This is a genomic window from Chryseobacterium sp. MMS23-Vi53, from assembly GCF_047651245.1.
GTDB lineage: Bacteria > Bacteroidota > Bacteroidia > Flavobacteriales > Weeksellaceae > Chryseobacterium.
Genome location: NZ_CP180265.1, coordinates 1,383,110 through 1,406,949, shown reverse-complemented (window position 1 = coordinate 1,406,949; position 23,840 = coordinate 1,383,110). Strand labels below are relative to the sequence as shown.

General features: G+C 33.4%; 16 protein-coding genes and 2 tRNA genes. 6 read left to right on the top strand and 12 right to left on the bottom strand.

From position 1 onward, the window contains the following. Positions 1-3 precede the first annotated feature (3 nt). Positions 4-1,200 carry an exo-beta-N-acetylmuramidase NamZ domain-containing protein gene (locus ACKX2A_RS06215; protein ID WP_415328395.1) on the top strand — a complete coding sequence of 399 codons (1,197 nt, stop codon included), beginning with the start codon at positions 4-6 and terminating at the stop codon, positions 1,198-1,200. A gap of 94 nt (positions 1,201-1,294) precedes the next feature. Here the strand turns inward: ACKX2A_RS06215 and ACKX2A_RS06210 are convergent, their stop codons facing one another. The 6 genes from ACKX2A_RS06210 to ACKX2A_RS06185 form a co-directional block, all read right to left on the bottom strand. Further along, positions 1,295-1,501: a hypothetical protein gene (locus ACKX2A_RS06210; RefSeq protein WP_415328393.1), complete on the bottom strand. Its 207-nt coding sequence runs from the start codon at positions 1,499-1,501 to the stop codon at positions 1,295-1,297. Between the two features lie 4 nt (positions 1,502-1,505). Then, positions 1,506-2,138 (bottom strand): DUF3575 domain-containing protein, encoded by a 633-nt coding sequence (locus ACKX2A_RS06205; protein ID WP_415328391.1) that lies wholly within the window; start codon positions 2,136-2,138, stop codon positions 1,506-1,508. Between the two features lie 3 nt (positions 2,139-2,141). Next, complete coding sequence (locus ACKX2A_RS06200; RefSeq protein ID WP_415328390.1) at positions 2,142-3,317, bottom strand: thioredoxin family protein; 1,176 nt, start codon at positions 3,315-3,317, stop codon at positions 2,142-2,144. 206 nt (positions 3,318-3,523) lie between these two features. After that, positions 3,524-5,851, bottom strand: coding sequence for a T9SS type A sorting domain-containing protein (locus ACKX2A_RS06195; RefSeq protein WP_415328389.1), 2,328 nt, complete (start codon positions 5,849-5,851; stop codon positions 3,524-3,526). A 110-nt stretch (positions 5,852-5,961) separates the two neighbouring features. Then, positions 5,962-7,584: a tetratricopeptide repeat protein gene (locus ACKX2A_RS06190; protein ID WP_415328388.1), complete on the bottom strand. Its 1,623-nt coding sequence runs from the start codon at positions 7,582-7,584 to the stop codon at positions 5,962-5,964. Positions 7,585-7,926: 342 nt separating this feature from the next. Next, complete coding sequence (locus ACKX2A_RS06185) at positions 7,927-9,354, bottom strand: tetratricopeptide repeat protein (RefSeq protein ID WP_415328387.1); 1,428 nt, start codon at positions 9,352-9,354, stop codon at positions 7,927-7,929. A gap of 324 nt (positions 9,355-9,678) precedes the next feature. Between ACKX2A_RS06185 and ACKX2A_RS06180 the strand changes: the two genes are divergently transcribed. Further along, positions 9,679-11,955, top strand: a complete 2,277-nt coding sequence (locus tag ACKX2A_RS06180; RefSeq protein WP_415328385.1) for a hypothetical protein — start codon at positions 9,679-9,681, stop codon at positions 11,953-11,955. A gap of 719 nt (positions 11,956-12,674) precedes the next feature. Here ACKX2A_RS06180 and ACKX2A_RS06175 read toward each other — a convergent pair. The 4 genes from ACKX2A_RS06175 to ACKX2A_RS06160 form a co-directional block, all read right to left on the bottom strand. Continuing rightward, positions 12,675-12,747, bottom strand: a tRNA-Phe gene (locus ACKX2A_RS06175). A 118-nt stretch (positions 12,748-12,865) separates the two neighbouring features. Further along, positions 12,866-12,938: transfer RNA gene (locus ACKX2A_RS06170), tRNA-Phe, on the bottom strand. Positions 12,939-13,036: 98 nt separating this feature from the next. Beyond that, entirely contained in the window at positions 13,037-14,878 is a 1,842-nt protein-coding gene (locus ACKX2A_RS06165; protein WP_415328383.1) for a lysophospholipid acyltransferase family protein, read from the bottom strand. A gap of 23 nt (positions 14,879-14,901) precedes the next feature. Then, a complete protein-coding gene (locus ACKX2A_RS06160) occupies positions 14,902-16,140 on the bottom strand; it encodes an aspartate kinase (protein WP_415328381.1) in 1,239 nt (412 codons plus the stop codon). Between the two features lie 314 nt (positions 16,141-16,454). On the opposite strand from ACKX2A_RS06160, the gene fbp reads away from it, so the two are divergent. Together fbp and ACKX2A_RS06150 are read left to right on the top strand one after the other, a co-directional pair. Next, positions 16,455-17,471, top strand: a complete 1,017-nt coding sequence (fbp, locus tag ACKX2A_RS06155) for a class 1 fructose-bisphosphatase (RefSeq protein ID WP_415328379.1) — start codon at positions 16,455-16,457, stop codon at positions 17,469-17,471. After that, complete coding sequence (locus ACKX2A_RS06150; protein ID WP_415328377.1) at positions 17,472-18,476, top strand: o-succinylbenzoate synthase; 1,005 nt, start codon at positions 17,472-17,474, stop codon at positions 18,474-18,476. A 15-nt stretch (positions 18,477-18,491) separates the two neighbouring features. Here the strand turns inward: ACKX2A_RS06150 and ACKX2A_RS06145 are convergent, their stop codons facing one another. Further along, positions 18,492-18,659, bottom strand: a complete 168-nt coding sequence (locus tag ACKX2A_RS06145) for a bacteriocin-like protein (protein ID WP_415328376.1) — start codon at positions 18,657-18,659, stop codon at positions 18,492-18,494. A 433-nt stretch (positions 18,660-19,092) separates the two neighbouring features. Further along, entirely contained in the window at positions 19,093-20,223 is a 1,131-nt protein-coding gene (locus tag ACKX2A_RS06140) for an alpha/beta hydrolase (RefSeq protein ID WP_415328374.1), read from the bottom strand. 158 nt (positions 20,224-20,381) lie between these two features. On the opposite strand from ACKX2A_RS06140, the gene ACKX2A_RS06135 reads away from it, so the two are divergent. Together ACKX2A_RS06135 and ACKX2A_RS06130 are read left to right on the top strand one after the other, a co-directional pair. Next, a complete protein-coding gene (locus tag ACKX2A_RS06135) occupies positions 20,382-22,055 on the top strand; it encodes a glutamine--tRNA ligase/YqeY domain fusion protein (protein ID WP_415328372.1) in 1,674 nt (557 codons plus the stop codon). Positions 22,056-22,372: 317 nt separating this feature from the next. Next, complete coding sequence (locus tag ACKX2A_RS06130; protein WP_415329418.1) at positions 22,373-23,542, top strand: MFS transporter; 1,170 nt, start codon at positions 22,373-22,375, stop codon at positions 23,540-23,542. The last annotated feature ends 298 nt before the right edge of the window (positions 23,543-23,840 follow it).

Sequence of the window (23,840 nt, the reverse complement as noted above, 5' to 3'; positions counted from 1 at the left end):
CTTATGAATTTAGATTTCAAAATTAAAAATTTACTTCTGATTTGCCTAATTTTTTTAGGAGTATTCAACCAATATTATTCTCAAACTCAAGATAAAGTTGATTTTAAAACGGGTGCAGATCAACCGGAATTGTATTTACCTTTATTAAAAGGAAAAACAATCGGAGTTGTCACCAACCAAACCGGATTGATGAGCGACCGAACTCACGTTGTCGACTTTTTGGTGAAAAATGGAATCAATATAAAATCAATTTTTGCTCCTGAACATGGTTTCCGAGGAGATGCAGATGCAGGAGAAAAAGTAAAAAACGGAGTTGATGTAAAAACCGGAATTTCTATCGTTTCTTTGTATGGAAACAATAAAAAACCAAAGCCGGAACAATTAAAAGGAATTGATGTTGTTGTGTTTGATATTCAGGATGTTGGAGTAAGATTTTATACCTATATATCAACATTGGCTTATTTAATGGAAGCCGGAGCAGAAAATAATGTTGAGGTGATGGTTTTAGACCGACCAAATCCGCATGATGGCTATACAGATGGACCTGTTTTAAAGAAGAAATGGACAAGTTTTGTGGGAATGCATGAAGTTCCTGTTGTTTATGGTTTAACTATTGGTGAATATGGAAAAATGGTAAACGGGGAGAAATGGCTGAAGAATGGAGTGGAGGCAAAATATACTTTAATTCCGATGAAAAATTATCATAAGAATCAACGTTATCCAATTTTAGATAAACCTTCACCGAATTTACCGAATGATAAGTCGATTAATTTATATCCAAGTTTATGTTTTTTTGAAGGAACGCAGGTTTCTGTGGGAAGAGGAACGGATCTGCCTTTCCAAATTTATGGTTCACCTTGGACAACAGATTTGCCTTATCAATTTACACCCAAACCAAACTTTGGAGCAAAAGAACCTTTCTTGAACGGAAAACTTTGTTATGGTGAAAATCTTTCTGGTTATCCTAATGATTTAAGAGAATTAAATTTAGAATGGGTAATTAAAGCATATAAAAATTATAAGAATCCACAACAAGATTTCTTCCTTAAAAATCTTTGGTTTGATACTTTGTCCGGAACGGATGAATTGAGAAAGCAGATTATCGCGGGAAAATCTATTGCTGAAATTAAAAAGTCGTGGAAATCTGATTTAGATAAATTCGAAAAGATTAGAACGAAATATATTGTTTACGAAAAATAAAAAAGTGAATTGTCAATATTCAATTTGCTTTGCAAGTCAATTTTTAAAATTCACAAGCGAAAGCGAATTCACTATTGACAATTCACCCTAAACATTAGTCAAAATTCTGAGGAGGAGTTTTATCATTCTTTCCTTTATTTAAGATAAAAAGTCCGATTGATAATCCGATAACTCCGGCTCCTGCAGTCATTAATGCTCTTTCCAGTTTATCAGCTTCTTGGCTGCCAATGTAATTCATTAAAAAAAGGATCACAAAAGTAATAAGCGAGATAATAATATGGTTTCTTCCGAATAGTTTCATAAGATTATTTTAATTTATAAGAAATCATTACACCTCCTCTGTAAGGAACAATTTCTCCACTTTTGTTATAGTCTTTTGCTTTGTCGTAACGATCACCTCGTACTCGATCATATCCTTTGTAGAAATCCTGAGAAGTACCAATTCCAGCATAAATATCGACATTCCAACGGTCTGAAATTTTAAATTGATAACCTCCCGTTACACCAAATATTACAGAATATCCTTTTTGGTATAGATCGGAATTGTTACGAGTAATCCCGGTTTCTTCATCAGTAAAAACAAAATCTTTCCAATAATTCCACTTTTGAGCATTAAAACGAGAACCTGCAATATTTGCACCGATGTACCAATGCTTAAAGGCTTCATCAAAATAATATCTTCCTTCTAATGAAACCGAATAATACTGCAATTCGTGACCTGCAAAAGATTTCCAAGGAGAGATCAAAACGTCACCCTGAACGGTGAATTTTTTGCTTAATTGGTGCTCCAGACCAAGATTTACAATTCCGATTGGGATGAATAAAGCGTTTCCTTTCAGATAAACACTTGTTTCGTGGTTTTGCTCTTGTTCCTGAGCATTTAAGCTTCCTAATAAAAATAGGGTTAGAAAACCTGTGATAAATTTAATTTTCGACATTTGTTATTTTATTTGTTTTAATAACTCATCAGCTAAAGTGGAATCTTTTTGTGCCTGATTAGCCAGATTTTTCGACATTTCGGCATATGTTTTTGCCATATCTTTATTTCCAGTCAAGAAATAAAGTTTAGCTAAAATAAACGTATTCTCGGAAGTTTCGCCCCTCATTACAGATTTTTCTGCCCATTCTGCTGCTTTTTTTAATGAAGAAACAGTTTTTACATGTTCAGAAAATACCCATGCTGCTTTTAATAATTCGTTGGGTTCGAAAGCTTCTGAATTTTTATAATAAGCTAAGGCAGCCTTTTCATATTCCGGAAAATTGGCGTTTTGTTCATAGAAGCTTAACTTGGTTTGATTTAATTTCACTTCTGCATCATGTTTTCCAACCAAAGGTTCGGCAATTTTCATGAAATAATCATCATTGATTCTTTTGTTGGTTTGATCAATAGATTGCTCAACAACTTTTGCTAATTTAATTTGATTATCAAACTCTTTATAAGTTTCTTCCGGTAAAAATTTGATGATCTCTGCTTTTCTGTCTGCAAAAACTTTATAATTTTTATCATCTGTTGATTTTAGGAAAAATAATAATAATCCAACATCATCCTTTGAAAATTCTTCAGTTTTTTTCTTGTTTTCGAAATATCTTTCAGATGCCTGTTTAGCAAAATTAAAATCTGAAGAAGAGTTTAATTTCATGATATTGATCAAAAATTCAGGATCTTTTTCACCTTTTGCAAATCGTTCTTTTAATGAACCTTTTTTGTTGTTGGGAGAATTTACATCCTGTGCCATTGTAAGAAACATACTTTCTTCCATGTATCCGAAGTTTTGGGAAACCAGCTCTCCGTCTCCGTTTAGGAATAGATAAGTGGGATAGGAACGAACGCCATATTTTGCAGCAATTTCTCTTCCTTCTCCTTTTTCCATATCGAATCTTGCGTTCACAAAGCTGGAATTGAAATAGTCTCCGACAGATTTCTGAGTGAATACATTTTTCTCCATCATTTTACATGGGCCACACCAAGAAGCATAGGCATCAATAAAAACAATTTTGTTTTCTTTTTTTGCTTTTGCAACAAGGTCTTTGAACGGCATATCCTGAAACTGAATAGCTTCCTGAGCAAAGGCAATTACAGAACTTAAAATAAACAATCCGGAGATAAACTTCTTCATTTGTCAATAAAATTAAAAAAGCGAAGATACTGTTTTCAACGTAAATGGAAGATGATTATTGCTGGAAATATAACTTGTTTTCATGAGTTTAACTAAGATTTAACATATAATTTTAACAAGAATTAGTTAAATATTGATGATTTAAAAATAAGAAAACCATCCTCTTGGGAAGGATGGCTTTCTGACCTTATATATGAACTGTGAAATTACTTTTTAATAATTTTTTTGACAATTGTAGAGTCATTTTCCTGATCTATTTTCAGAAGATAAACTCCTTTTGTAAGACCTGAGATGTCAATAATATTTTTGTCGTTAGCTGTAAGAATTAATTGACCTGCTGCGCTGTATAAGGTTGCTTTGAACTTCGGCGTGTTTTTACCAAATTTAATATTGATCACATCTGAAGCCGGATTTGGATAAATACTGATATCATCTTTTGTGATCACCGGATCTGTAGTTCCAAGTGTTGAGAAGTTGATAATATCTTTAATGATACCTAAAGAATTTGTAGTTAAATAAACTTCAGCCGTCGTAGGATTTACGAATCTAGCTGTTCCGTCTATCACTGTTGTATTGAAGTAAGTTGAGGCATTTTTTGTCTGCCAGTTTGCCCCGTTGTCATTAGTATAAACAACTCTTGGAAGCGTATCTAGATATGAATTGGTAATTGCGATGATTTGTCCGTTTTGTTTTGTTGAATGTTCAACTTTGTGGATCATTCCGTCATAGATCTTCGTCCACGTGTTTCCGGAATCGGTAGAAGTGTATATTCCGTTTGAAGCAGCCATTGTGTACTGATTCATATTTAAAGGGTTTTGAACTAAACTTAAAGCAATATTAGGTAAGGAAAGTCCCTGCAAACCTGCTGTAATTTCTGTCCAGCTTGTTCCTCCGTTTATTGTTTTAAATAATCTATTTCCTACCGTTACCAAAACTTCGTTGGAGTTATTTTGATTTACTTTAATTCCATAAATATAATCTCCATCATAAGGCAATGTGATAAAATCATTCACAACATTATTTGGATCAAGGAAATTAGATTTAAGCAAAGTAGCATTTGCCCCATTGAAAGTGGCAATCCAAGTTGTAGTTGGAGTGTTCGGATCTGTTTCTGCTGCAGTGAAGCCTGTATCGTAAGTTGTGTAAATAGGAGTTACGGTTGCTCCATAATCATTACTTACATTAATTGTATTACCCATGAAAGAAGTTGAGTAAGTATACACTCTTCCAGCTTTATTTCTGTCGGTATATATCAATCCGATTTGTCCACCAAGAGGGAATTCGCTTAAAGGGTATACGTTGATCGGTGTTTCCTGGTTTGTAATAAGATTTTTCACAGTATAACCATATTGTACACCATAAATTAGTTTATCAACATTATTATCATTCACAACATTGATTTTTCCCATTCCGATAAAAAAAGGATTTGTCATTGTAGTTAATGTAATTCCCTTATCAATCGATTTTTTTGAATATCTGTTGTTGGCAATTAAAACTTCATTAGAATTACTAGGATTAAAAGCAGTATTGATTCCGTAAAAATAAGAAGATCCATCAACAAGACCATTATGTACAGTAGTCGTCCAAGTACTTCCACCGTTCGTAGTTACCGCAATTCTGTCATCTCCTAATACTACCACATGGTTTGCATTATTAGGGTTTATCGAAATTTCAGGAACATTTCTTAGACCTGTTCCACTTGTAGACCACGAAATTCCTGTTTGTTCTGTCCAAGATGCAGCAGCATCTGTCGTTTTATAAATTGCTTGATGCTGAGTAGGATATGCCCAAAGAACTCCTGTTCCTGCATACAAAACTCCAGATTCATTTGGATCAATTGCAAGAGATTCAAGAATTAAACCGTTTAAAGATTCCGTCCATGTAGCTCCGGCATTTGTGGATTTTAATAGTCCGCCATCAACATTTCCGGGGCCACCACCACGAGCAATGTATAAAATCTGAGGATTGCTGAAATCCATTGCAATATCAGCTAACTGCACATTTCCAAAATCTCCTCCATCGTAGATTTTAGACCATGTTGTACTGCCATTTGTTGTGTAGAAAGCTTTGTCATAATTTCCGCTTGTTAATAACATTGCTTTACTCATAGTTCCATCATCATAAATCGCATAATTATTGATCTGTTGAACGGATTCATTCGTCGGAATATTAAATTGCTTGATGATGCTTAATGATTGGATATCTAATACAATTACCTTGTTTAAGGTGCTTCCTGGACCAAAATATTGAATGAAACTAAGTGCAGATCCATTATTTGTAAGTCGCATTTCCTGAATGTTTGGAGCGTATTCCGGATAGGGAAGAGTGTAAAGCACACTCCAGGTTGTTCCATTGTCATTAGAAACCATAATGTGTTTATCGACATAAGTCGTAGCGTAGATTTTGTTTTGAATAGTTTTGTCATAAACAAAATTCTTCAATCGTCCGTATTCCGGATTTCCTACAAAACTTACCTGAGCAAAGGCAAGCTGTAGAAACAGAATAAAAAATAAAGTAAATGTAGCTTTCTTCATAATACTGTTCTATTTGTTAACAGATACAAATTTATTTTTTGAAGAAAATAGTAAAGAAATTATGCAGGGAAATAGTAAGACTTCATACGGAAAAAGCGTGACATTTTTATTTAAATATTTGAAATGTAATTAAATAGATCATTAGAGTTAGAAAGATTCATTTTCTTTGAAATTCTTTCTTTTCTCTTTCTACACGCCTCGATTGTTATATTAAAAATAGACGAAATTTCCTTTGTGGAAAGATTCATGTAGACATAGCAGATGTATCTTATGTCGTTCAAAGTAAGATCAGGATGTTTTTCTTTAAGATGATCGATAAATTTACTGTTGATTCTTTCGAAGTGAGTTAAAAAATCGTCGTTATTATCTTCTTTCGTTAAAATTATTTTTAACTGATCCAATTGTTTTGAAAGCTGATCATTTTTTAAAATCTCCGGATTTTGCTTTAATTTTAAAATATATTGCTCAATCTTATCATTTCTCTGAGCAATGTGAATAGCATTTGCAGCCAATTTTCTGTTGCGACTTTCAAGCTCATTTTTCAACTTTTCTTTTTCAAGAAGAGCTTCAGTTTCTTTTTCTTTAATTTGTTGTTCAAGCAAAAGATTATAATTTTCTTTATTTTTTAATTCTAAAGAAATAATTTTCTCGTTCCTTTCAGCAATTGTCCTTTTTTGTTTGTTTTTTAAATGTAAAGTTCTAAAAAGCCAACTCAGCAAAGCTAAAAGTAAGATGCAAAATGCCGCAATATAAAACTTCAGTCTTTTTTCGCTTTTTAATTCCTTTTGCGAATCCTGAAGCTTCATTTTGATCTCGCTGTTTTGATACATCGCTTGATTTTTTATCGCATTGATGGAATCTTTAACAACAATCACTGAATCCTTGTACTGGAGTGATTTTGAATGATCTCCCATACTGAAATAGATACTCGAAAACTGATTGTAAATATCTTTTGTGTAAATATAATCCAGACTCTCTTTTTGGGCTTGTCTTACATAAGCAAGAGCCTGTTCGTTTTGTTTTTTTCCCTGATATAATTGAGATAGGATTATTAATGCTTCAATTTTATTATCGTTTTGATCCTTTCCATTTAATTTTTGCATTAAAGGTTGAATAATGCTTAAAGTCTTATCATAATCTTTTCTGAGCAGGTAATTTTGAGCTTCACTTATCGCAATATCAATAATAGATCGTTCTTCCTTTTTAGCAACAGCAATAGGTTTAGCGATATTAATGAATTCCAAAGCTCTTTCCAGTTGATGGGTTTTATTGTATAAACCAGCGAGATTGTTGGCATAAATGGCAATTCCTACACTGTCTTTATTATTGATGGCAAGTTCGTAGGCTCTTCTTTGATGTTTTTCGGATTCCTTATATTTACCCTGTTTGAGATAGACGAGAGCGATATTATTTAAAATCGTTTTTTCATTGTCTTTGTTCAAATGCTTCATGGCAATCGTATAGGCTTCCAGATAATAATCAAGTGCCTCACTGTAGTCTGCCATTTCATAATAGTTGAGTCCAATGCAGTTGGTTGCAATAAATTCTTGATTATAGAAATTACTTTGTTCCGAAATAGTTTTTACCTCCGTGAAAATTTCCAATGAAGCATTATGATCTTTTTTGTACAAGGCATCGACTCCTTTCTTAATCAAAGCATCACAATATTCTACAGAATTTTTATCGCTCTGAGCAGCAAAAAGAAACACAAATAAAATGTATAAATACTTCATTAATTTAGAATAATATTATGGTGTAAATCCCAATCTGAGACTAAAAGTACGTAAAATTATTCTATAAGCTCCTTGCTCATTAGTACTTCAATTATACTTTATAAATAAAAAATAATATTTTTTATAATTTTTAATTACTTGATTATTAATTTGATAAGTGTTTGTTGTAGAGCTTTAGTAATGCTTTTTTAAGCAACGTACAATATATTTGTAAAACAAATTTCAGCAAAATATACTAGCCAAAAAAATTATAATTTCTTTATAATATTTTTTTCATTCATGATTTTCATTGTGTATTGTGTTTTTAGAAGCAGGGATAGTTATCACTATCTCTGTTTTTTATTACAAGGTATTTATCCAATTATTCAAATTTGTATCTTCACTTAAATTTAGTTTCTTTTTAAGACGGTATTTTGTAGTTTCTGTGCTTCTTAGAGTCAAATTTTTAAATGAAGCAATCTCTTTATTGCTAAGATTAAGTCGTATATATGCACAAAACATAATATCATTGTCTTTAAGATTGGGAGCATGTTTTAATAATTTTACATAAAAATCAGGATAAACTTCTCTGAATCGATTAAGAAAAAAGATATCATTTTTTTTAGCGAGCTGGGTAAGCTCGTCAAAATAATTATTATCGTTTGTCTTTCTTTGAAGTTGAATTAATTTTAAAGATTCTTGTTCAAGCAACCTGTCTTTTTCCACTTGTTTTGAAAGATTAATTCTTCGGATAGTATAAATTACAATAAGAGAAAGCAGGCATATTCCTAAAATGAAAAGGTACATTTTATTTTTTTCTGTTCTTTTTTCGGCAGCTTCATCTAATGCTATTTTATTGACTACGATATTGATAGCTTCTTTTTCCTGATTTTTTATATCAGTATTAATAGATTTAAATTTCTTTAAATAATAATCGGTCATCGGAATATTATTCATCAAATTATAAGTCCCCGCGATAGAATCGTAAGCTGCTCTAATATGGTTTTTTGAATTTGCATTTTCATACATTTTAAGGGCTTCCATGTAGTAATTAAGTGCCTGTGCATAGTTTTTCTCAGTATAAGATAAGTTTCCAAAACCAAATAATGTCATTCCCTTTATTACTTTTACATCTTTATCTGTTGCTGTAAGAGCTTTATTAAGAAAATATTTTGCAGAATCTAAATTACTTTTATTATCAATAAACTTATCAGCCATTCTTGCATATACAATACCACTGGGCATTGCTTTCAGTGCTTTTTTTTCTACAATTCTTAAAGAGTCGTATTTGTGTGGAAAGTTCAGACGCTTCCATATATTGGCATAAAATAAAAGATAGTTTTGCTGTTTTTTATCTTTAATTCTTTTGGCGTAATTTATTGCTTTATCATATGTTGCGTTTGATTTGTCAAACATCCCTAAACGAGTATAGTTTTTCGCATATTCATTATAAAGTCTAGCCATAAGAAGAGGATTATTTTCTCTATTCCCAATTTCTTTTTGAGCTTTTTCTAAATAATCAAGACTTTTTGGGTAATCTGTATAGGAAAACAACAAAAAACCAATATTAATATATACATGAGCAATGGCTTCTTTATCATTATCCTTATAATATTTCTTAAGGGCTTCTCTATTATATTCCATTGCTTTTAAATATTCCCCTTTATTATAATATTCGGCTGTATTGCGAATACTTTCGGGAAAGAAAGAATAATCCTGTGATGAAAGTTTTAAAGAGGCCAAAGTAAGAACTAATAAAAGTCTTTTAAAAAAATTATTATCTAATGACATTCATTGAGGTTTTGGATTATCAAATGTATAAAAAAAACTGCCATTATAGAATTTTATATTCTACTGCAAATACACTGCTGCTTTAGTTGTAATTACATGATTAATAGTTTTTTATGTCTTTTGTTGCACACTTGTAGTAACAATTTTTTGAGCTGTTGGTTATAAATTTGCAACCACAAAGAACATCGAAATACTTGAACAATACTAGTTCCTTTTTGAGTATTGAGATACGATTCTAATTACACAAAATAAGGATAATAAAATTTTACTAATTTCAAAAAATTCAAGACAATGAAAAAAATTACGATAGCACTACTTACACTAGTGTGTTCTCAATTTACTCTTGCTCAGATAGGAGTCAATACACCAGATCCTAAATCAACTTTCGATATTACAGCAAAAGCTTCCACTGGCAAATCAAACGTTCCCGAAGGCTTATTAGTTCCTCGAGTAGATAGAGAAAGGGCTCAGTCTATGATTGGGACAGCTATTTCTACTTTAATATATGTAAACGACATTTCAACAGGATTACAGACAGGAACAGCTATTAATATTGATGCTGTAGGATACTACTATTTTGATGGTAGATTCTGGATAAAACTAAATAATGATTCTGCAATTAGCCCTATGGTAAATATATATAATACCAATGGGGAACTTACAAGTAATCGTACTGTAGAGCAGAAAGATAAAAACATTATTTTTAATAGTACCAGTGGAAACTTTCAAGTTTTAGGAAATAACAATACACTTACACGTAGTTTCTTCAAAAATACAAATACTGGTTCTACATCTCGAATGGATCTAAATGTGGGAGCTGGTTCTTCAAATATTTATTTAGGTATTGATAACGGTTCAGGAATTTTTGGGGCTGATGCCAAGGGATATCTGGATAATCGTACAGGTGGTCGCTTTGTAATAGGTACGGCAGGTGTAGAACATCTTACTGTTGATAAAACCGGGAATATAGGAATTAGAACATCTGCTCCCGCTACACCACTAGATATTCTTACAGGAAGAGGATATGGTTTGCAACATAGTGATGGCAATATTAAATTACGTACTTTTTTAGGAGCTAATGCGGCTAATGGTAACGTACAAGCAGGATGGATAGGTACATCTTCTAATCATTCATTGGATTTAATGACAAATGATCTCCCAAGAATAAGAGTATCTGAAACCGGAAATGTAGGAATTGGAACATCCACTCCACAAATAAAATTAGACGTTAATGGTGGTGTGGCAATCGATGCTGCCACTACTGCAAGTACAACAAAAAATGTTCTAGATATTAATATGGGAAGAGATGGATATGCTTACGGTAACAGAGGAAACGATTTTGGAATTAATATGAAAACATCATCTTCTGTACATGCAGGAAATGTTGCACGTATTAATTTCGGAGATATAGGAACTTCTGCCAATGTAGGAAATAGATATCTATCATTCAGTGTAGGAAAAACTTTAAAGGAAGTTATGTATATAGATGATGTAAATGATGGTAGAGTGGGAATAGGAACAAGCAATCCTTCGTCGAGTGCTATACTAGAATTATCTTCTACCAATCAAGGGTTCCTACCTCCAAGACTAACTACAGCACAAAGAGATGCCATTCCAGCAGCAAATAGACCAGCCGGTCTAATGATTTATAATACCAATACCAACTGTTTGAATTTTTGGAATTCATCCGAATGGGTTTCTACATGCGGCGGTTCAACTCCTGTTGCAGGTTCTATTACAGGTATTACCTGTACCTCAGCAACAAATTCAGGAAATTTATATGCGGGAAGTCCAGCTTCTGGAGTAATATCTACTATCCCTTATACGGGAGGAAATGGAGGATCGCATGGAGGGCAGACAGTATCTTCAACAGGAGTTACAGGTCTCACAGCTACTCTGTCAGCAGGCAGCTTTGCAAATGGAAACGGGAGCATTTCATATTCAATTTCTGGAACACCTTCAGCAGTAGGAACAGCAAGTTTTGCCATCAATATTGGAGGAAGAGTATGTACATTAACAAGAACAGTCGCTGAGGTACCTCCACCAACTCCAGATTTAAGCAAATCATGTACAGGTAGTCTTTTACCTCTAGGAGCTTTGGGTGTTACTAAAAATTTTACAGTTGATGGTAAAGCTATGCAAATAAGCTGGTCATCTTATAATAATGTTAGAACTTCTTCCGCTATAAATGGTAGTTGTGACTTAAATCTTGAAAGCAGTTCTTATTCATATTTTTTAGGAAGCAACGGTAGCGGAGGAGATCAAGCTTCTTCTTATACAGTTAAATTCACTAGAGCAGTAAGCAATCTTAAAGTAACTCAGATAAGAACAAGTATAGGAGAGAATTTTACCTATACTTTCAAAAGAGGAGGTGTTGTAGTAAAGCCAAATGTTACTTTTTCTAATCAATATGGGTGTGTTGGTGGTTTTAAATCTACTTCTTCAGGCGATAATACGATAATAGAAAATAGTTCTAGTGATGATTCATATAGCAGCACTCTTTACAATTTTGGAGGAGTTTGGTTTGATGAAATGATAGTTTCAACACCAGGAACTAGAGCAGGATCTATGTTTAATTATTGTGTTGGTGCTGCTAAATAAGAATAATAATTAATCTTCAACAGGTATTTTATTAGTGTTTATACCTGTTTAAAAAAAAATTATTTTAAACATAATTTTAAGTTAAAGTAATTTTTTTCTATATGTGTTTGGCCGGAGGTTTTGTTTTGACCCTCCGGCTTTTTTGTATACTTTATTGATTTCAGTTTATATTAATTAGGTCACGTTTTGTATTTTTCTTTTTTGAAATGATCTTTTACTTTATTTATTACTATTTAAATCCAAGCATGAAGTAATAGATCATTCCAAATGTTATACTGTCTATATTCAAAAGGTGGAGTAGTACCCGCTCTTTGAAACTGCAACATCAATTATTCTGTACTAAAAGGATTTTCATTATACCGAGCCCATTCTTCTAATACTTCGTAAGCTTGTCATTTACACAAAAATCTTAAATCCCGTTTCCTTTTTTGTTCAGATATTCGCAGGAAAACAACATCTTTTCTCGTAATCATTGTCTATTGCAATGTGCTTTCTAAGGTTTTCAAAAAAGTGTAATGTTCAGAGTTCTATTTTTGTTTCAAAATTAGTCTCTGATACAATCGAAAATCTTTTTAAATTGTCCTCAGGGACAGTATAGGGACAAAAAAGGACTAAATTTGGTGAAACATTATTAAACATCACTAAAATAAAAATCCCTTCTAAACATTGTTTAAAAGGAATTTTATTGATTGTTTAAGTTAAATTGTGTTTAACTTCTGTGGTTTCTCCAGGAATCGAACCAGGGACACATGGATTTTCAATCCATTGCTCTACCAACTGAGCTAAGAAACCATTTAATTTTTACTTCTTTTTTGAAGTGGTGCAAAAGTAATAATAATTATCGACTCCCGCAAATCTTATTTAAAACTTTGAAAATAAAACCACCTTTTTACAGGTGGTTTTTATTAAGTGGTTTCTCCAGGAATCGAACCAGGGACACATGGATTTTCAATCCATTGCTCTACCAACTGAGCTAAGAAACCATTCTTGTTACTTCGTTGTTTTAAAGTGATGCAAAAGTAGTAAGTTTTGGTATATGAAGCAAGTATTAACAATACTTTTTTTAACAAAACTTAAAAACTTATTGATTCTCAGTCTGATTATTTTCCTGTTCCTTGCGGATTTGATCGCTCATTTCCTCTAATACAGGCTTTATCGTGCTTTCCGGAAGATCACTAATTCGGATATACATCAACCCATCGATCGCATCATTGAAGTTTGGATCAACATTAAAGGCAATAACTTTGGCGTTTTGCTTGATGTATTTCTTAATTAAAACAGGCAATCTCAACTCCGGTTCAAGGTCGTCGATGATTTTATCTAATTTATTTAAATCAGATTCCATTTCCTCGAAAAACAGATGCTTGTCTCTGTCGCGAAGTTTTACCTTATATTCATTTCTTGGAGTGATGTATTGAGCAACAGCAGAATCGTAATAATTCGAACGCATAAACTCAATCATTAAAGATTTTGAAAACTCAGAAAATTTATTGGAAATACTTACACCTCCCATCAAAAATTTATGATCCGGATTTCGTAAGCAAACGTGTACAATTCCTCTCCACAAAAGGAAAAGTGGAAGTGGTTTCTGTTGGTATTCCTGACAAATATAAGCACGTCCCATTTCAATCACTTTTTTAAAGAAAGGATGAATGTCCTGCTCAAATTCAAACAAAGAACTTGTATAAAATCCTTTAATTCCAGATTTTTTCATGACTTCTTTACCCAAAGCCATTCTGTAAGCTCCTACCAGTTTTTCCTCTGCATTATCCCAAAGGAAAAGATGATGATAATGTTTGTCGTATTCGTCCAAATCGAACGGAAGATTGCTTCCTTCACCCACCGCACGGAAAGTAAGTTCTCTCTGACGACCGATTTCCCTCATGATAGAAGGAATTTCTTCGTAAGCCGTAAAATAAACTTCATAATTTCCGTTGCTGAAAAACATTTTATCAGTGCCTTTCAGTTTACTGATGTCTTTAAGAATATCTTCTTTTGGCGTTTCATCAATGATATTCTGAACGATATTTTCTTCCTTTAATAAAGGAAATTTTACCGATAAATTCTGAAGATTAATAACCTGCGCAAGCGATTTTCTTTTTTCATAGTAAGATTTCATCATGTAAACCTTACGTTTAAGAAATTCTCCAAGTTCTTCGATGGTCTCCATGTCATCCATCGCTTTTACAGTGATTGGCTTTCCAATTCTTATACGGATTGGCTTTTCCCTGTCGTTCATCATCTCTGCAGGAAGCATCAACGTCTGTAAATTTGGATGTATTTTGGAAACCTGATAAAATAATCGGCTGTTTTTTGCATGAAAATACATAGGAACGACCGGCACTTTTGCCATTTTGATAAGCTTAAGAGCCGGTTTTTCCCATTCTTTATCTAAAATTTCTCCGTAAGGATTGTTCTTGTTCGAAACTTCTCCTGCCGGAAAAATACCTACGCAACCTCCGTTTTGCAAATGCTTCAATGTTTCGCGCATTCCGGAAGAGCTGCTGTAAGCTCCTTTTCTATTTTCAAAAGGGTTTACAGAAATTACGTACGGTTCCATTGGCTTGATTTTTTCCAGAAGAAAATTACCCATTACCTTAAAATCCGGACGTACTTCTGATAAGACTTTGCACATTAAAATCCCGTCTATCGCACCAAGCGGATGATTCGAAACCAAGATAAACGGTCCCGTTTTCGGAATTTTTGCCAAATCTTCTTCAAAAGCTATATAGCTTAAGTTTCGCTCCCTTACAAATGAGTCGAAAAAGTCTTTACCTTCCTTGTCCTTTAGTTTGTCGTATAATTTATTTACTTCATTTATTTTAGCAATGCTCATCACAGCAGATGCTACAGGATTCTTTAGAAACCCTATTTTACTTAAGCCGGAAGCTTGAATTAAATCGTTTTTCGAAATTAAACTCATATTGTGTTTAGTCGCAATTTATTTTAATGTGTTACCATTTGAAGTGTATTCTTCGAAATTTGCTCCAATAATACACTTTTTTCTTGGTAAAATTTATCAATATTCTCCATCTTCGCATTTCTTACGGTAAATAAAGATACATTTTTTACAACTTCTGTTTTGAATACTTTTTGAAGTTCTTCATTTAGTTCGTCTACATTGTTGAATTTATCTTCCAAACATAAAGCTAGTGAAATTGCAGAATTCTGCATCAGAGAAACTTTAATTTTATTCTTAGATAAATGTCCGAAAACCATACTCATATGATCTTCAGCGATAAAAGAGAAATCTCTCGTTGATATTTTCAACAAAGTTTGATTTTCTTTCAAAATATAAGATTCTTCACTTTGATTTTTGTCTGAACTTCCAACTTTCGTCCCTTCTTTTGTAGGATCTACAAAAGATTTTACATAAAAAGGAATGTTTTTTTGCTGAAGCGGCTGTAATGTTTTTGGGTGAATTACGCTTGCTCCGTAATACGCCATCTCAATGGCTTCTTCATATGAAATATTCGAAAGTAAAGTAACATCCTTGAATTTTCTTGGATCTCCCGTCATTACTCCCGGAACATCTTTCCAAATCGTCATTGCTTCTGCATTTAAACAATAAGCGAAAATTGCCGCTGAATAATCCGAACCTTCTCTTCCTAAAGTTACGGTGAAATTGTTATCATCTGAACCGATAAAACCTTGAGTAACGTAGCAGATTTCTTTATTTAAATTGGAAATAAATTCTTCTGTTTTTGCCCAATCAACCGTTCCTTCTCTGTAAGAATTGTCGGTTTTTACATAATCTCTCGCGTCCAGCCATTGATTGGTAAACTGAATTTCGTTTAAATATTCACTCACTATTTTAGTTGAAATCATTTCTCCGCAACTTACAACCTGATCATAAACGAAGTTGTAATTCGGAGATTTGTTTCTTCTTAAAAAAGAATCGATATCATCGAAAAATAAATCGATTTCCGCAAAAACAGCATGGTTTTCAGGGAATAGACCCTCCGCGATTTCCATGTGTTTTCGTTTTATCTTTTCAATTTCAGTTTGATAGTTATCCTTCTTGAAATAAAGTTCTACAACTTTTTCCAACTCATTAGTCGTCTTGCCCATTGCTGAAATTACCAGCAAGCATTTGGCAAATCCCTGGCTTTGTAATACCATGGATACATTTTTTACACTGTCAGCATCCTTTACTGATGCTCCACCAAACTTGAAAATTTTCATTAAATTGTTAATAATAAAATTGTTAGATAAAATTTGTGGGAATATTTTACGGGTGTCAAAATTATAAATTTACAACGAGATATGAAATAGCCTGGCGAACGGATAGGCTTAAGATTTTATTAAAATTAAAAATTGGTTGAATTTATTAGCCCTGCTTCTACAAAATGGGAGAAGTTTTTTATGATAAGGTTGATTATTTAATATGAAATATATCTTGTATGATATTGATAAACAAGGGGTAAAGTCTTTTATGAATATTATTTTCCAAATGTAATAAATTTTACGAAATTTGGAGAAAACGTAAAAAGAAAAATATGTCAGAGCAACCATTACAAACTTTAGGAGAGTTTCTTATTGATAGACAAGATGATTTTCAGTATTCTACAGGTGAATTTTCTCGTCTTCTGAGTGCGATAAGATTGGCTTCAAAAGTTGTAAACAGAGAAGTAAACAAAGCAGGAATTGTAGATATTGCAGGTGCTGCCGGAAACCAAAATGTTCAGGGTGAAGAACAGCAGAAACTGGATGTGATTGCCAACGAAATTTTTATTACGGCTTTGTCTCAAAGAGAGGTTGTTTGCGGAATTGCTTCTGAGGAAAACGACGATTTTATTGATATTAAATGTGGCGAAAACGGACATTTAAGTAAATATGTCGTACTAATCGATCCTCTTGACGGCTCTTCAAATATCGACGTAAATGTTTCTGTAGGAACGATTTTCTCAATTTATAGAAGGGTTACCGAGCCAGGAACTCCTGTTCAGCTGGAAGATTTTTTACAAAAAGGGGTTAACCAAATTGCGGCAGGTTATGTGATTTACGGTTCATCTACAATGATCGTTTACACAACAGGAAATGGCGTGAACGGATTTACTTTGGATCCATCTTTGGGAACATACTATCTTTCTCACCCAAATATGCAATTTCCGAAAACGGGTAAAATTTATTCTATTAATGAAGGAAATTATATTAAATTCCCTCAAGGAGTTAAAAATTACCTTAAATATTGCCAGATGGAAGAAGGTGACAGACCTTATACTTCAAGATATATCGGTTCTTTAGTTGCTGATTTTCATCGAAATATGCTAAAAGGTGGAATTTATATTTATCCATCTTATTCACAAGCTCCAAACGGGAAATTAAGATTGTTATACGAATGTAACCCAATGGCTTTCCTGGCTGAACAAGCAGGGGGAAAAGCTACAGACGGTTTCAGAAGAATCCTGGAAGTTGAGCCGACAGAATTACATCAAAGAATTCCGTTTTTCTGTGGAAGTATCGATATGGTGGAAAAAGCAGAGGAATTTATGAGAATCGATAGTGTAAAATAAATGAAAGCAGAATATTCTAAATATTTATTACAATTTAAACGCCCGAGTGGAACATCTCGCGGCGTTTTGCTTGAAAAAGAGACTTTTATTCTTGAAATTTCCGAAAACGAAGAAAGAGGAATAGGAGAGTGCGCGATTTTCAGAGGATTAAGTTTTGATGATCGGCCAGATTATGAAGAAAAACTGCAATGGCTTTGCGAAAATATTCAACAGGATTCTGAGTTTTTAAAGGAAAATTTAAAAGAATTTCCATCGATTTGGTTTGGTTACGAACAAGCTATTCTGAATATAAAGCACGGGAAAAATCTTTATTTCCCAAGTGAATTTACGGAAGGTAAAGCTCCAATTATCATCAATGGTTTGATTTGGATGGGCAATATCAATTATATGGAAGAACAAATTCAGGATAAACTTGAAAATGGATTTCATTGCATTAAATTAAAAATCGGTGTCGACTGGAAATCAGAGCACGAAATTCTTCAGAAATTAAGACAAAAATTCTCAAAAGAGACTTTGGAATTGCGTGTTGACGCTAATGGAGGTTTTACAAAAGAAGAAGCAAAAGTTGTTTTACAGCAATTGGCAGATTTAGATATTCATTCCATCGAACAGCCGATAAAAGCAGGAAATTGGAATGATATGGCAGAATTATGTGCCGAAACTCCAACTCCAATTGCATTAGATGAAGAATTAATTGGAATTGTTGATTTTAATGAAAAGAAAAAGCTTTTAGAAGCAATAAAACCACAATATATTATCTTAAAGCCAGCTTTAATAGGAGGTTTTTCCGGTTCAGATGAGTGGATTTCTCTTGCTGAAGAACAAAATATCGGTTGGTGGATTACTTCCGCTTTGGAAAGTAATATCGGATTGAATGCAATTGCACAGTATACGTTTACCAAAAAAAATCCGATGCCTCAAGGTTTGGGCACCGGAGCTTTATTTACTAATAATTTTGAATCCGATTTGGAACTCAAAAATGAGCTATTATGGTTCAAAATATGATTGAGAAAAGTTTGATTAACAACTTGGAGATGGTGAATCCGGACAAGTAGCATTACCACAGTAATCCGGAGCCCAAGATCTACAACACATCGCTGCAGGATTCCAGTTGTTGCATCCTAGAGGTGGTCTTCCTCCTTGAATTGTCTTTAATGTTTCTCTTTTGATTTTTTGTAAATTTTTCATAATGAACATTTTAATTTGATTTGTAATGTAAATATGAAATTCTTTTTTTATTGGACAAAAAATTTAACTTAAATTAACGCACATTGTTGTGAATTAAATAAATTTTAAACAATAAAAACTATGCAAAGCTCTGAAACTTTGAAAAAATAAAATGAGATATGAAAGGTGAAGACTATTTTTATGAAAAGTAATTGTAGGTTCGAATAATTTTGTGTGTTTTTAATGGTTAGTACTCCGTTGATTAAATCACGTCTTTTACGAAAATCGCTTTCTTAATGTATTCCAACATTGAAGAAAACTTTCTTTTTACTTTTTCCATGATGTAAAATTTAGTATTTCTCTGTTTGATGATTTTGCAATCTTTATGCCAACTTGAGCGTTTAAATTAGGCTTTAACATTGAGTTTTATGGTTTATTTAATTTTAATTGATTATTAAGAAATAATTGTGAAAATATTTTCGTTATTTTTGGATCGATGGGTAATAAGATTCCTATCTATACCATATAAATTTTGAAAGATATCACTTTGAACTTGCGAGCTTGAAAGGTATCCCCAATGATTTCCGACATCATACTTAAATCCGGTGAGGACATCATCTTCCACAAAAGTACAATCGATAATAGAGACTACATCTTTGAATTTATCAATATCACTTGGCCCATTTTTACCCAATCTTGGAGTGAGAATATTTTTGGTAAACTGCGAAATTCCGAGAATGGTGTCTTTTCTGTTTAAATAAATCGAAATTCGGTTTGCCAGTAACGGAAGTTTGTTAAATGAATCTTCAGAGTCCTCAAAAACCTTATAAGTCACATCCGAATTCAGCAATAAAACCTGGTCGATTACTCTTAAAATATTTTCTTTTTTCAAACTATACAGCATGCTTTGAAGCACCCGGTTTCCCATCGAATGTGCCATAATATGAATTCTCTGATTACATGGAATCAAATCGCGATTAGAAAAAATATCCTTTAAAAACTGAGTATAAAAGTAAAATAACCTCATCAGTGAAGCTCCTGAATTAATGCTTGAAGCCTTATCATCGAAATAAGTTAAAGGCATGATGGTGCTCGAAGCTGGCCAGCTCACAAATAAAATATGCTCAACAGGTGACGCGGGATTGTCAATAAATAATTTTTTAAGATCAAGAATGGCTTTCAATTCATCATCAAAATCATAAGCATACCCATGAATAAATAGTAAAACATCGCTTCTATCCTTTGTAGAAGACATATTTTTATATAATTCATAAAACATTCTTTGTGTTCCACCGAGATTATTAGCCGTTAAAGTTGATTTTTTAATGCCCTTTTCACTCAGCAAAACATCCAAAACATCTTGATACCCTTGTTTTTCGGGTTCAGAGAAAAGTTTGTAGTTTAAAATATTTCGATTGGTATAATCTTTCTTCTTTTTGGCTGCAGCAGTAGGCTCTTTATAATTTTCAAAATCACATTTCGCAATCCTAAAATTAGGAATGGAGTATTCATCATTGGAAAAAGAATCTGCTTTTTCACCTTTATGACGAACAATTTTCCGATTGCTTAAAATGTAAACAGCCATGTTCGATAGATTTGAGTACGGGTTTTTAGTTCTTTCGAAGTTAAACAAAAATATTGAATCATTAACAATTATTGTTTTAAATTATAATTTCCTTAAACCCTTTAATTTTCTTAAATTTGCAAATTGTCGTCTCAATCGACATTTTAAAGCGAATTTTAATGGAAGAAGAAAAAAAATCACTCAATTTTATTGAGCAAATTATCGAAGATGATTTGGCAAACGGTCTTAAAAGAGATGAGATCCGTTTCCGTTTTCCGCCTGAACCAAACGGTTATCTGCATGTAGGTCATACAAAAGCGATCTGCATCAACTTCGGTTTGGGTGAAAAATACAATGCTCCCGTAAACCTTCGTTTCGACGATACGAATCCTGAAAAAGAAGAACAGGAATTCGTAGATTCTATCATGAAAGACGTTGAATGGCTAGGTTTCAAATGGGATAAAGTTTTGTACGCATCCGATTACTTCCAGCAGCTTTACGATTGGGCAGTTCAGTTGATTAAAGATGGAAAAGCTTACGTGGATGAGCAGCCATCTGAAGTGATTACTGAGCAAAGAAAAAATCCTGCAGAACCGGGAATTGAATCACCATACAGAAATCGTCCTATTGAAGAATCTTTAGACTTATTCGAAAGAATGAAAAATGGTGAATTCGAAAGCGGTTCAATGTCTCTTCGTGCTAAAATCGACATGACTTCACCAAACATGAATATGCGTGATCCTGTGATGTACAGAATTTTGAACAAACCTCACCACAGAACAGGAACGGCTTGGAAAATTTATCCAATGTATGACTGGGCACATGGCGAATCCGATTATATCGAGCAAATTTCACACTCGCTTTGTTCTTTGGAATTTGAAAACCACAGACCGCTTTATAACTGGTATTTAGATCAGGTTTATGAAGAAGGAAAGGTGAAAAATAAGCAAAGAGAATTTGCTAGAATGAATGTTTCTTACATGATTACTTCCAAAAGAAAACTACAAAGGCTTATTGCTGAAAATGTAGTCAACGGTTGGGATGATCCTAGAATGCCTACGATTTCCGGAATGAGAAGAAAAGGTTTTACACCGACTTCTATCAGGAATTTTATTGAAAAAGTTGGCGTTGCCAAAAGAGAAAACTTAATTGAACTTCAGTTATTGGAATTCTGCGTTCGAGAAGACTTGAACAAAGTCGCAAAACGTGTAATGACTGTTGTTGATCCTATTAAATTAGTCATCGAAAACTATCCTGAAGGAAAAGAAGAATGGCTGGAAACTGAAAACAATCCTGAACAGGAAAATGCAGGGACAAGAGAAATTCCGTTTTCGAGAGAATTATATATTGAGCGTGAAGACTTTAAGGAAGAAGCTAACAATAAATTCTTTAGACTAAAATTGGGTGGCGAAGTTCGTCTGAAATCTGCTTACATCATTAAAGGTGAAAGAGTAGAGAAAGACGAAAATGGAGAAATCACAACAATTTATGCAACTTATGACGAAAAATCTAAGTCAGGAAGCGGAACTGAAGAAAGTTTAAGAAAAGTAAAAGGTACGATTCACTGGGTTTCTGCGAAACATGCAATTCCTGTGGAAGTAAGAAATTACGATAAGTTATTCACTGTGGAACAGCCTGATGCTGAGAAAGATGTAGATTTTTTAAACTTCATCAATCCAGAATCTGTTACAACAGTTCAGGGATTTGCTGAACCTAGCTTAAAAGATGTGGCAGTTGGAGAACCTCTTCAATTCCAGAGAATTGGCTATTTCACGAAGGATCAGGATTCTACGGATACAAATTTTGTATTCAACAGAACTGTGACTTTAAAAGACTCTTATAAGCCGGAGTAAAAATTATTTATATCAAAATAAATGAAACAGGGCTTAATTTTTTAAGTCCTGTTTTTTTTTCGTCAGTTCGAATGTTTTATGAAATAAAATAAAGAAAAATGTATTGAGAACATTACAATAAAAATTTCTTGATACGGTTTTCAAACTTACTCGAAATGAATTCGATGAATTGATCATCAAATTAAAAGAGTCCCGAAGGGACGAATTAACATAGGATAGAATCCTATCAAAAAATAAAATAAATTAAAACTTGAGAAATTGTGAAAATTATAAACATATATACCAACTCATTCAAAGGTCTTTCGAAAGAGAGCTGGATGTTGGCGCTCGTGATGCTCATCAACCGTGCGGGCTCGATGGTGCTTCCGTTTTTGGGCGTTTACATGACCAATCATTTACATTTTAGCATTGAAAATACAGGAGTTGTACTGAGTTTTTTCGGAATAGGTTCCGTATTAGGTTCTTGGCTGGGCGGATTTATTACAGATAAAATCGGAGAATATAAAGTTCAGTATATGAGCTTATTGCTGAGCGTTCCTTTATTTTGTTTAATTCCTGTTTTTAAAACTGAAATCGGAGTTGCTTCCATCATTTTACTGCAAAGTATTGTAAGCGACACTTTTCGCCCTGCAAACTCGGTAGCGATTACAAAATATGCAAAACCAGAAAATATCACAAGAGCATTTTCATTAAACCGAATGGCAGTAAATTTAGGATTCTCAATCGGTCCTGCTTTGGGAGGAATTTTATCGTCGATATCGTATGAATTTTTGTTTTACAGCAATGCTTTAACGGCTTTATTGGCAGGGATTTTATACATTTCATTCTTTTCAAAACGAAATAAATTAGCCAAAATAAAAGCGAAAAAAGTAAAAGAAGCCATCGAAATCAAAAAAGAAAATTCACCTTACCGAGACGGCAGATTCTTGGTTTACTGTTTTTTTTGTATGCTATTTTCAATCTGCTTTTTCCAGTTATTCAGCACATTAACGATCTTTTACAAAGACGTAGCAAAATTAAGTCAACAAAACATTGGCTACATTTTAGGATACAGCGGATTTTTAATCGTATTACTCGAAATGGGATTCGTACAAATTGCCGAAAAATATTTCAATTTGGCTGTCACCATGTTGCTGGGAACCTTCATTTGCGGAATTTCATACGCAATGATGGCATTCGATTATAGCATCATTACGCTGGTTATTTCCATGACCATCCTTTGTATCGGAGAAATTTGGACACTTCCTTTTATGTCAACAATTACCGCATTAAGATCCGGTGAAAACAACAAAGGCGCTTACATGGGACTCAACGGGATTTCGTTTTCTATTGCATTTATTGTGACTCCATATTTGGGAACGATGTTGGCAGAAAAGTTCGGTTTCAATGCTTTGTGGATCGGAACAGGAGTTTTGGCAACCCTCATTGCGATTGTGTTTTACTTCATCATTCCATGGCTGATTGGGGATAAGAAAAAAGAAGCATAATATTTTTATTGGCGTGTCCCTTCGTTTCCCAAGCTGGAACCATCCCAACCTCGGGTCGGGCTGCTTCGGGGGACGCTTCGCTTCCGTACTCGTTCGTTCCTCACTCGCACCGGCTCCTTCGTCGCCGCCCTGCACATCCCTCACGCAAAAGTACGTCCTGTCAAGATTTCAGAATGTTGGCAGGATGTTTTTCTTTATATCATCAACCGTGTCAAGGTTCAAACTTTGATACGGTTTTTTTTTGTAAAATGGGATATTCACAAAGTTTTAATATTTTAAATCAAAAAAAAGAATAATT

What these genes read in the sequence shown, in the direction of transcription:
- ACKX2A_RS06215 (WP_415328395.1), top strand. Translation starts at nt 4, where the DNA reads ATGAATTTAGATTTCAAAATTAAAAATTTACTTCTGATTTGCCTAATT.
- ACKX2A_RS06210 (WP_415328393.1), bottom strand. Translation starts at nt 1,501, where the DNA reads ATGAAACTATTCGGAAGAAACCATATTATTATCTCGCTTATTACTTTT.
- ACKX2A_RS06205 (WP_415328391.1), bottom strand. Translation starts at nt 2,138, where the DNA reads ATGTCGAAAATTAAATTTATCACAGGTTTTCTAACCCTATTTTTATTA.
- ACKX2A_RS06200 (WP_415328390.1), bottom strand. Translation starts at nt 3,317, where the DNA reads ATGAAGAAGTTTATCTCCGGATTGTTTATTTTAAGTTCTGTAATTGCC.
- ACKX2A_RS06195 (WP_415328389.1), bottom strand. Translation starts at nt 5,851, where the DNA reads ATGAAGAAAGCTACATTTACTTTATTTTTTATTCTGTTTCTACAGCTT.
- ACKX2A_RS06190 (WP_415328388.1), bottom strand. Translation starts at nt 7,584, where the DNA reads ATGAAGTATTTATACATTTTATTTGTGTTTCTTTTTGCTGCTCAGAGC.
- ACKX2A_RS06185 (WP_415328387.1), bottom strand. Translation starts at nt 9,354, where the DNA reads ATGTCATTAGATAATAATTTTTTTAAAAGACTTTTATTAGTTCTTACT.
- ACKX2A_RS06165 (WP_415328383.1), bottom strand. Translation starts at nt 14,878, where the DNA reads ATGAGTTTAATTTCGAAAAACGATTTAATTCAAGCTTCCGGCTTAAGT.
- ACKX2A_RS06160 (WP_415328381.1), bottom strand. Translation starts at nt 16,140, where the DNA reads ATGAAAATTTTCAAGTTTGGTGGAGCATCAGTAAAGGATGCTGACAGT.
- fbp (WP_415328379.1), top strand. Translation starts at nt 16,455, where the DNA reads ATGTCAGAGCAACCATTACAAACTTTAGGAGAGTTTCTTATTGATAGA.
- ACKX2A_RS06150 (WP_415328377.1), top strand. Translation starts at nt 17,472, where the DNA reads ATGAAAGCAGAATATTCTAAATATTTATTACAATTTAAACGCCCGAGT.
- ACKX2A_RS06145 (WP_415328376.1), bottom strand. Translation starts at nt 18,659, where the DNA reads ATGAAAAATTTACAAAAAATCAAAAGAGAAACATTAAAGACAATTCAA.
- ACKX2A_RS06140 (WP_415328374.1), bottom strand. Translation starts at nt 20,223, where the DNA reads ATGGCTGTTTACATTTTAAGCAATCGGAAAATTGTTCGTCATAAAGGT.
- ACKX2A_RS06135 (WP_415328372.1), top strand. Translation starts at nt 20,382, where the DNA reads ATGGAAGAAGAAAAAAAATCACTCAATTTTATTGAGCAAATTATCGAA.
- ACKX2A_RS06130 (WP_415329418.1), top strand. Translation starts at nt 22,373, where the DNA reads ATGTTGGCGCTCGTGATGCTCATCAACCGTGCGGGCTCGATGGTGCTT.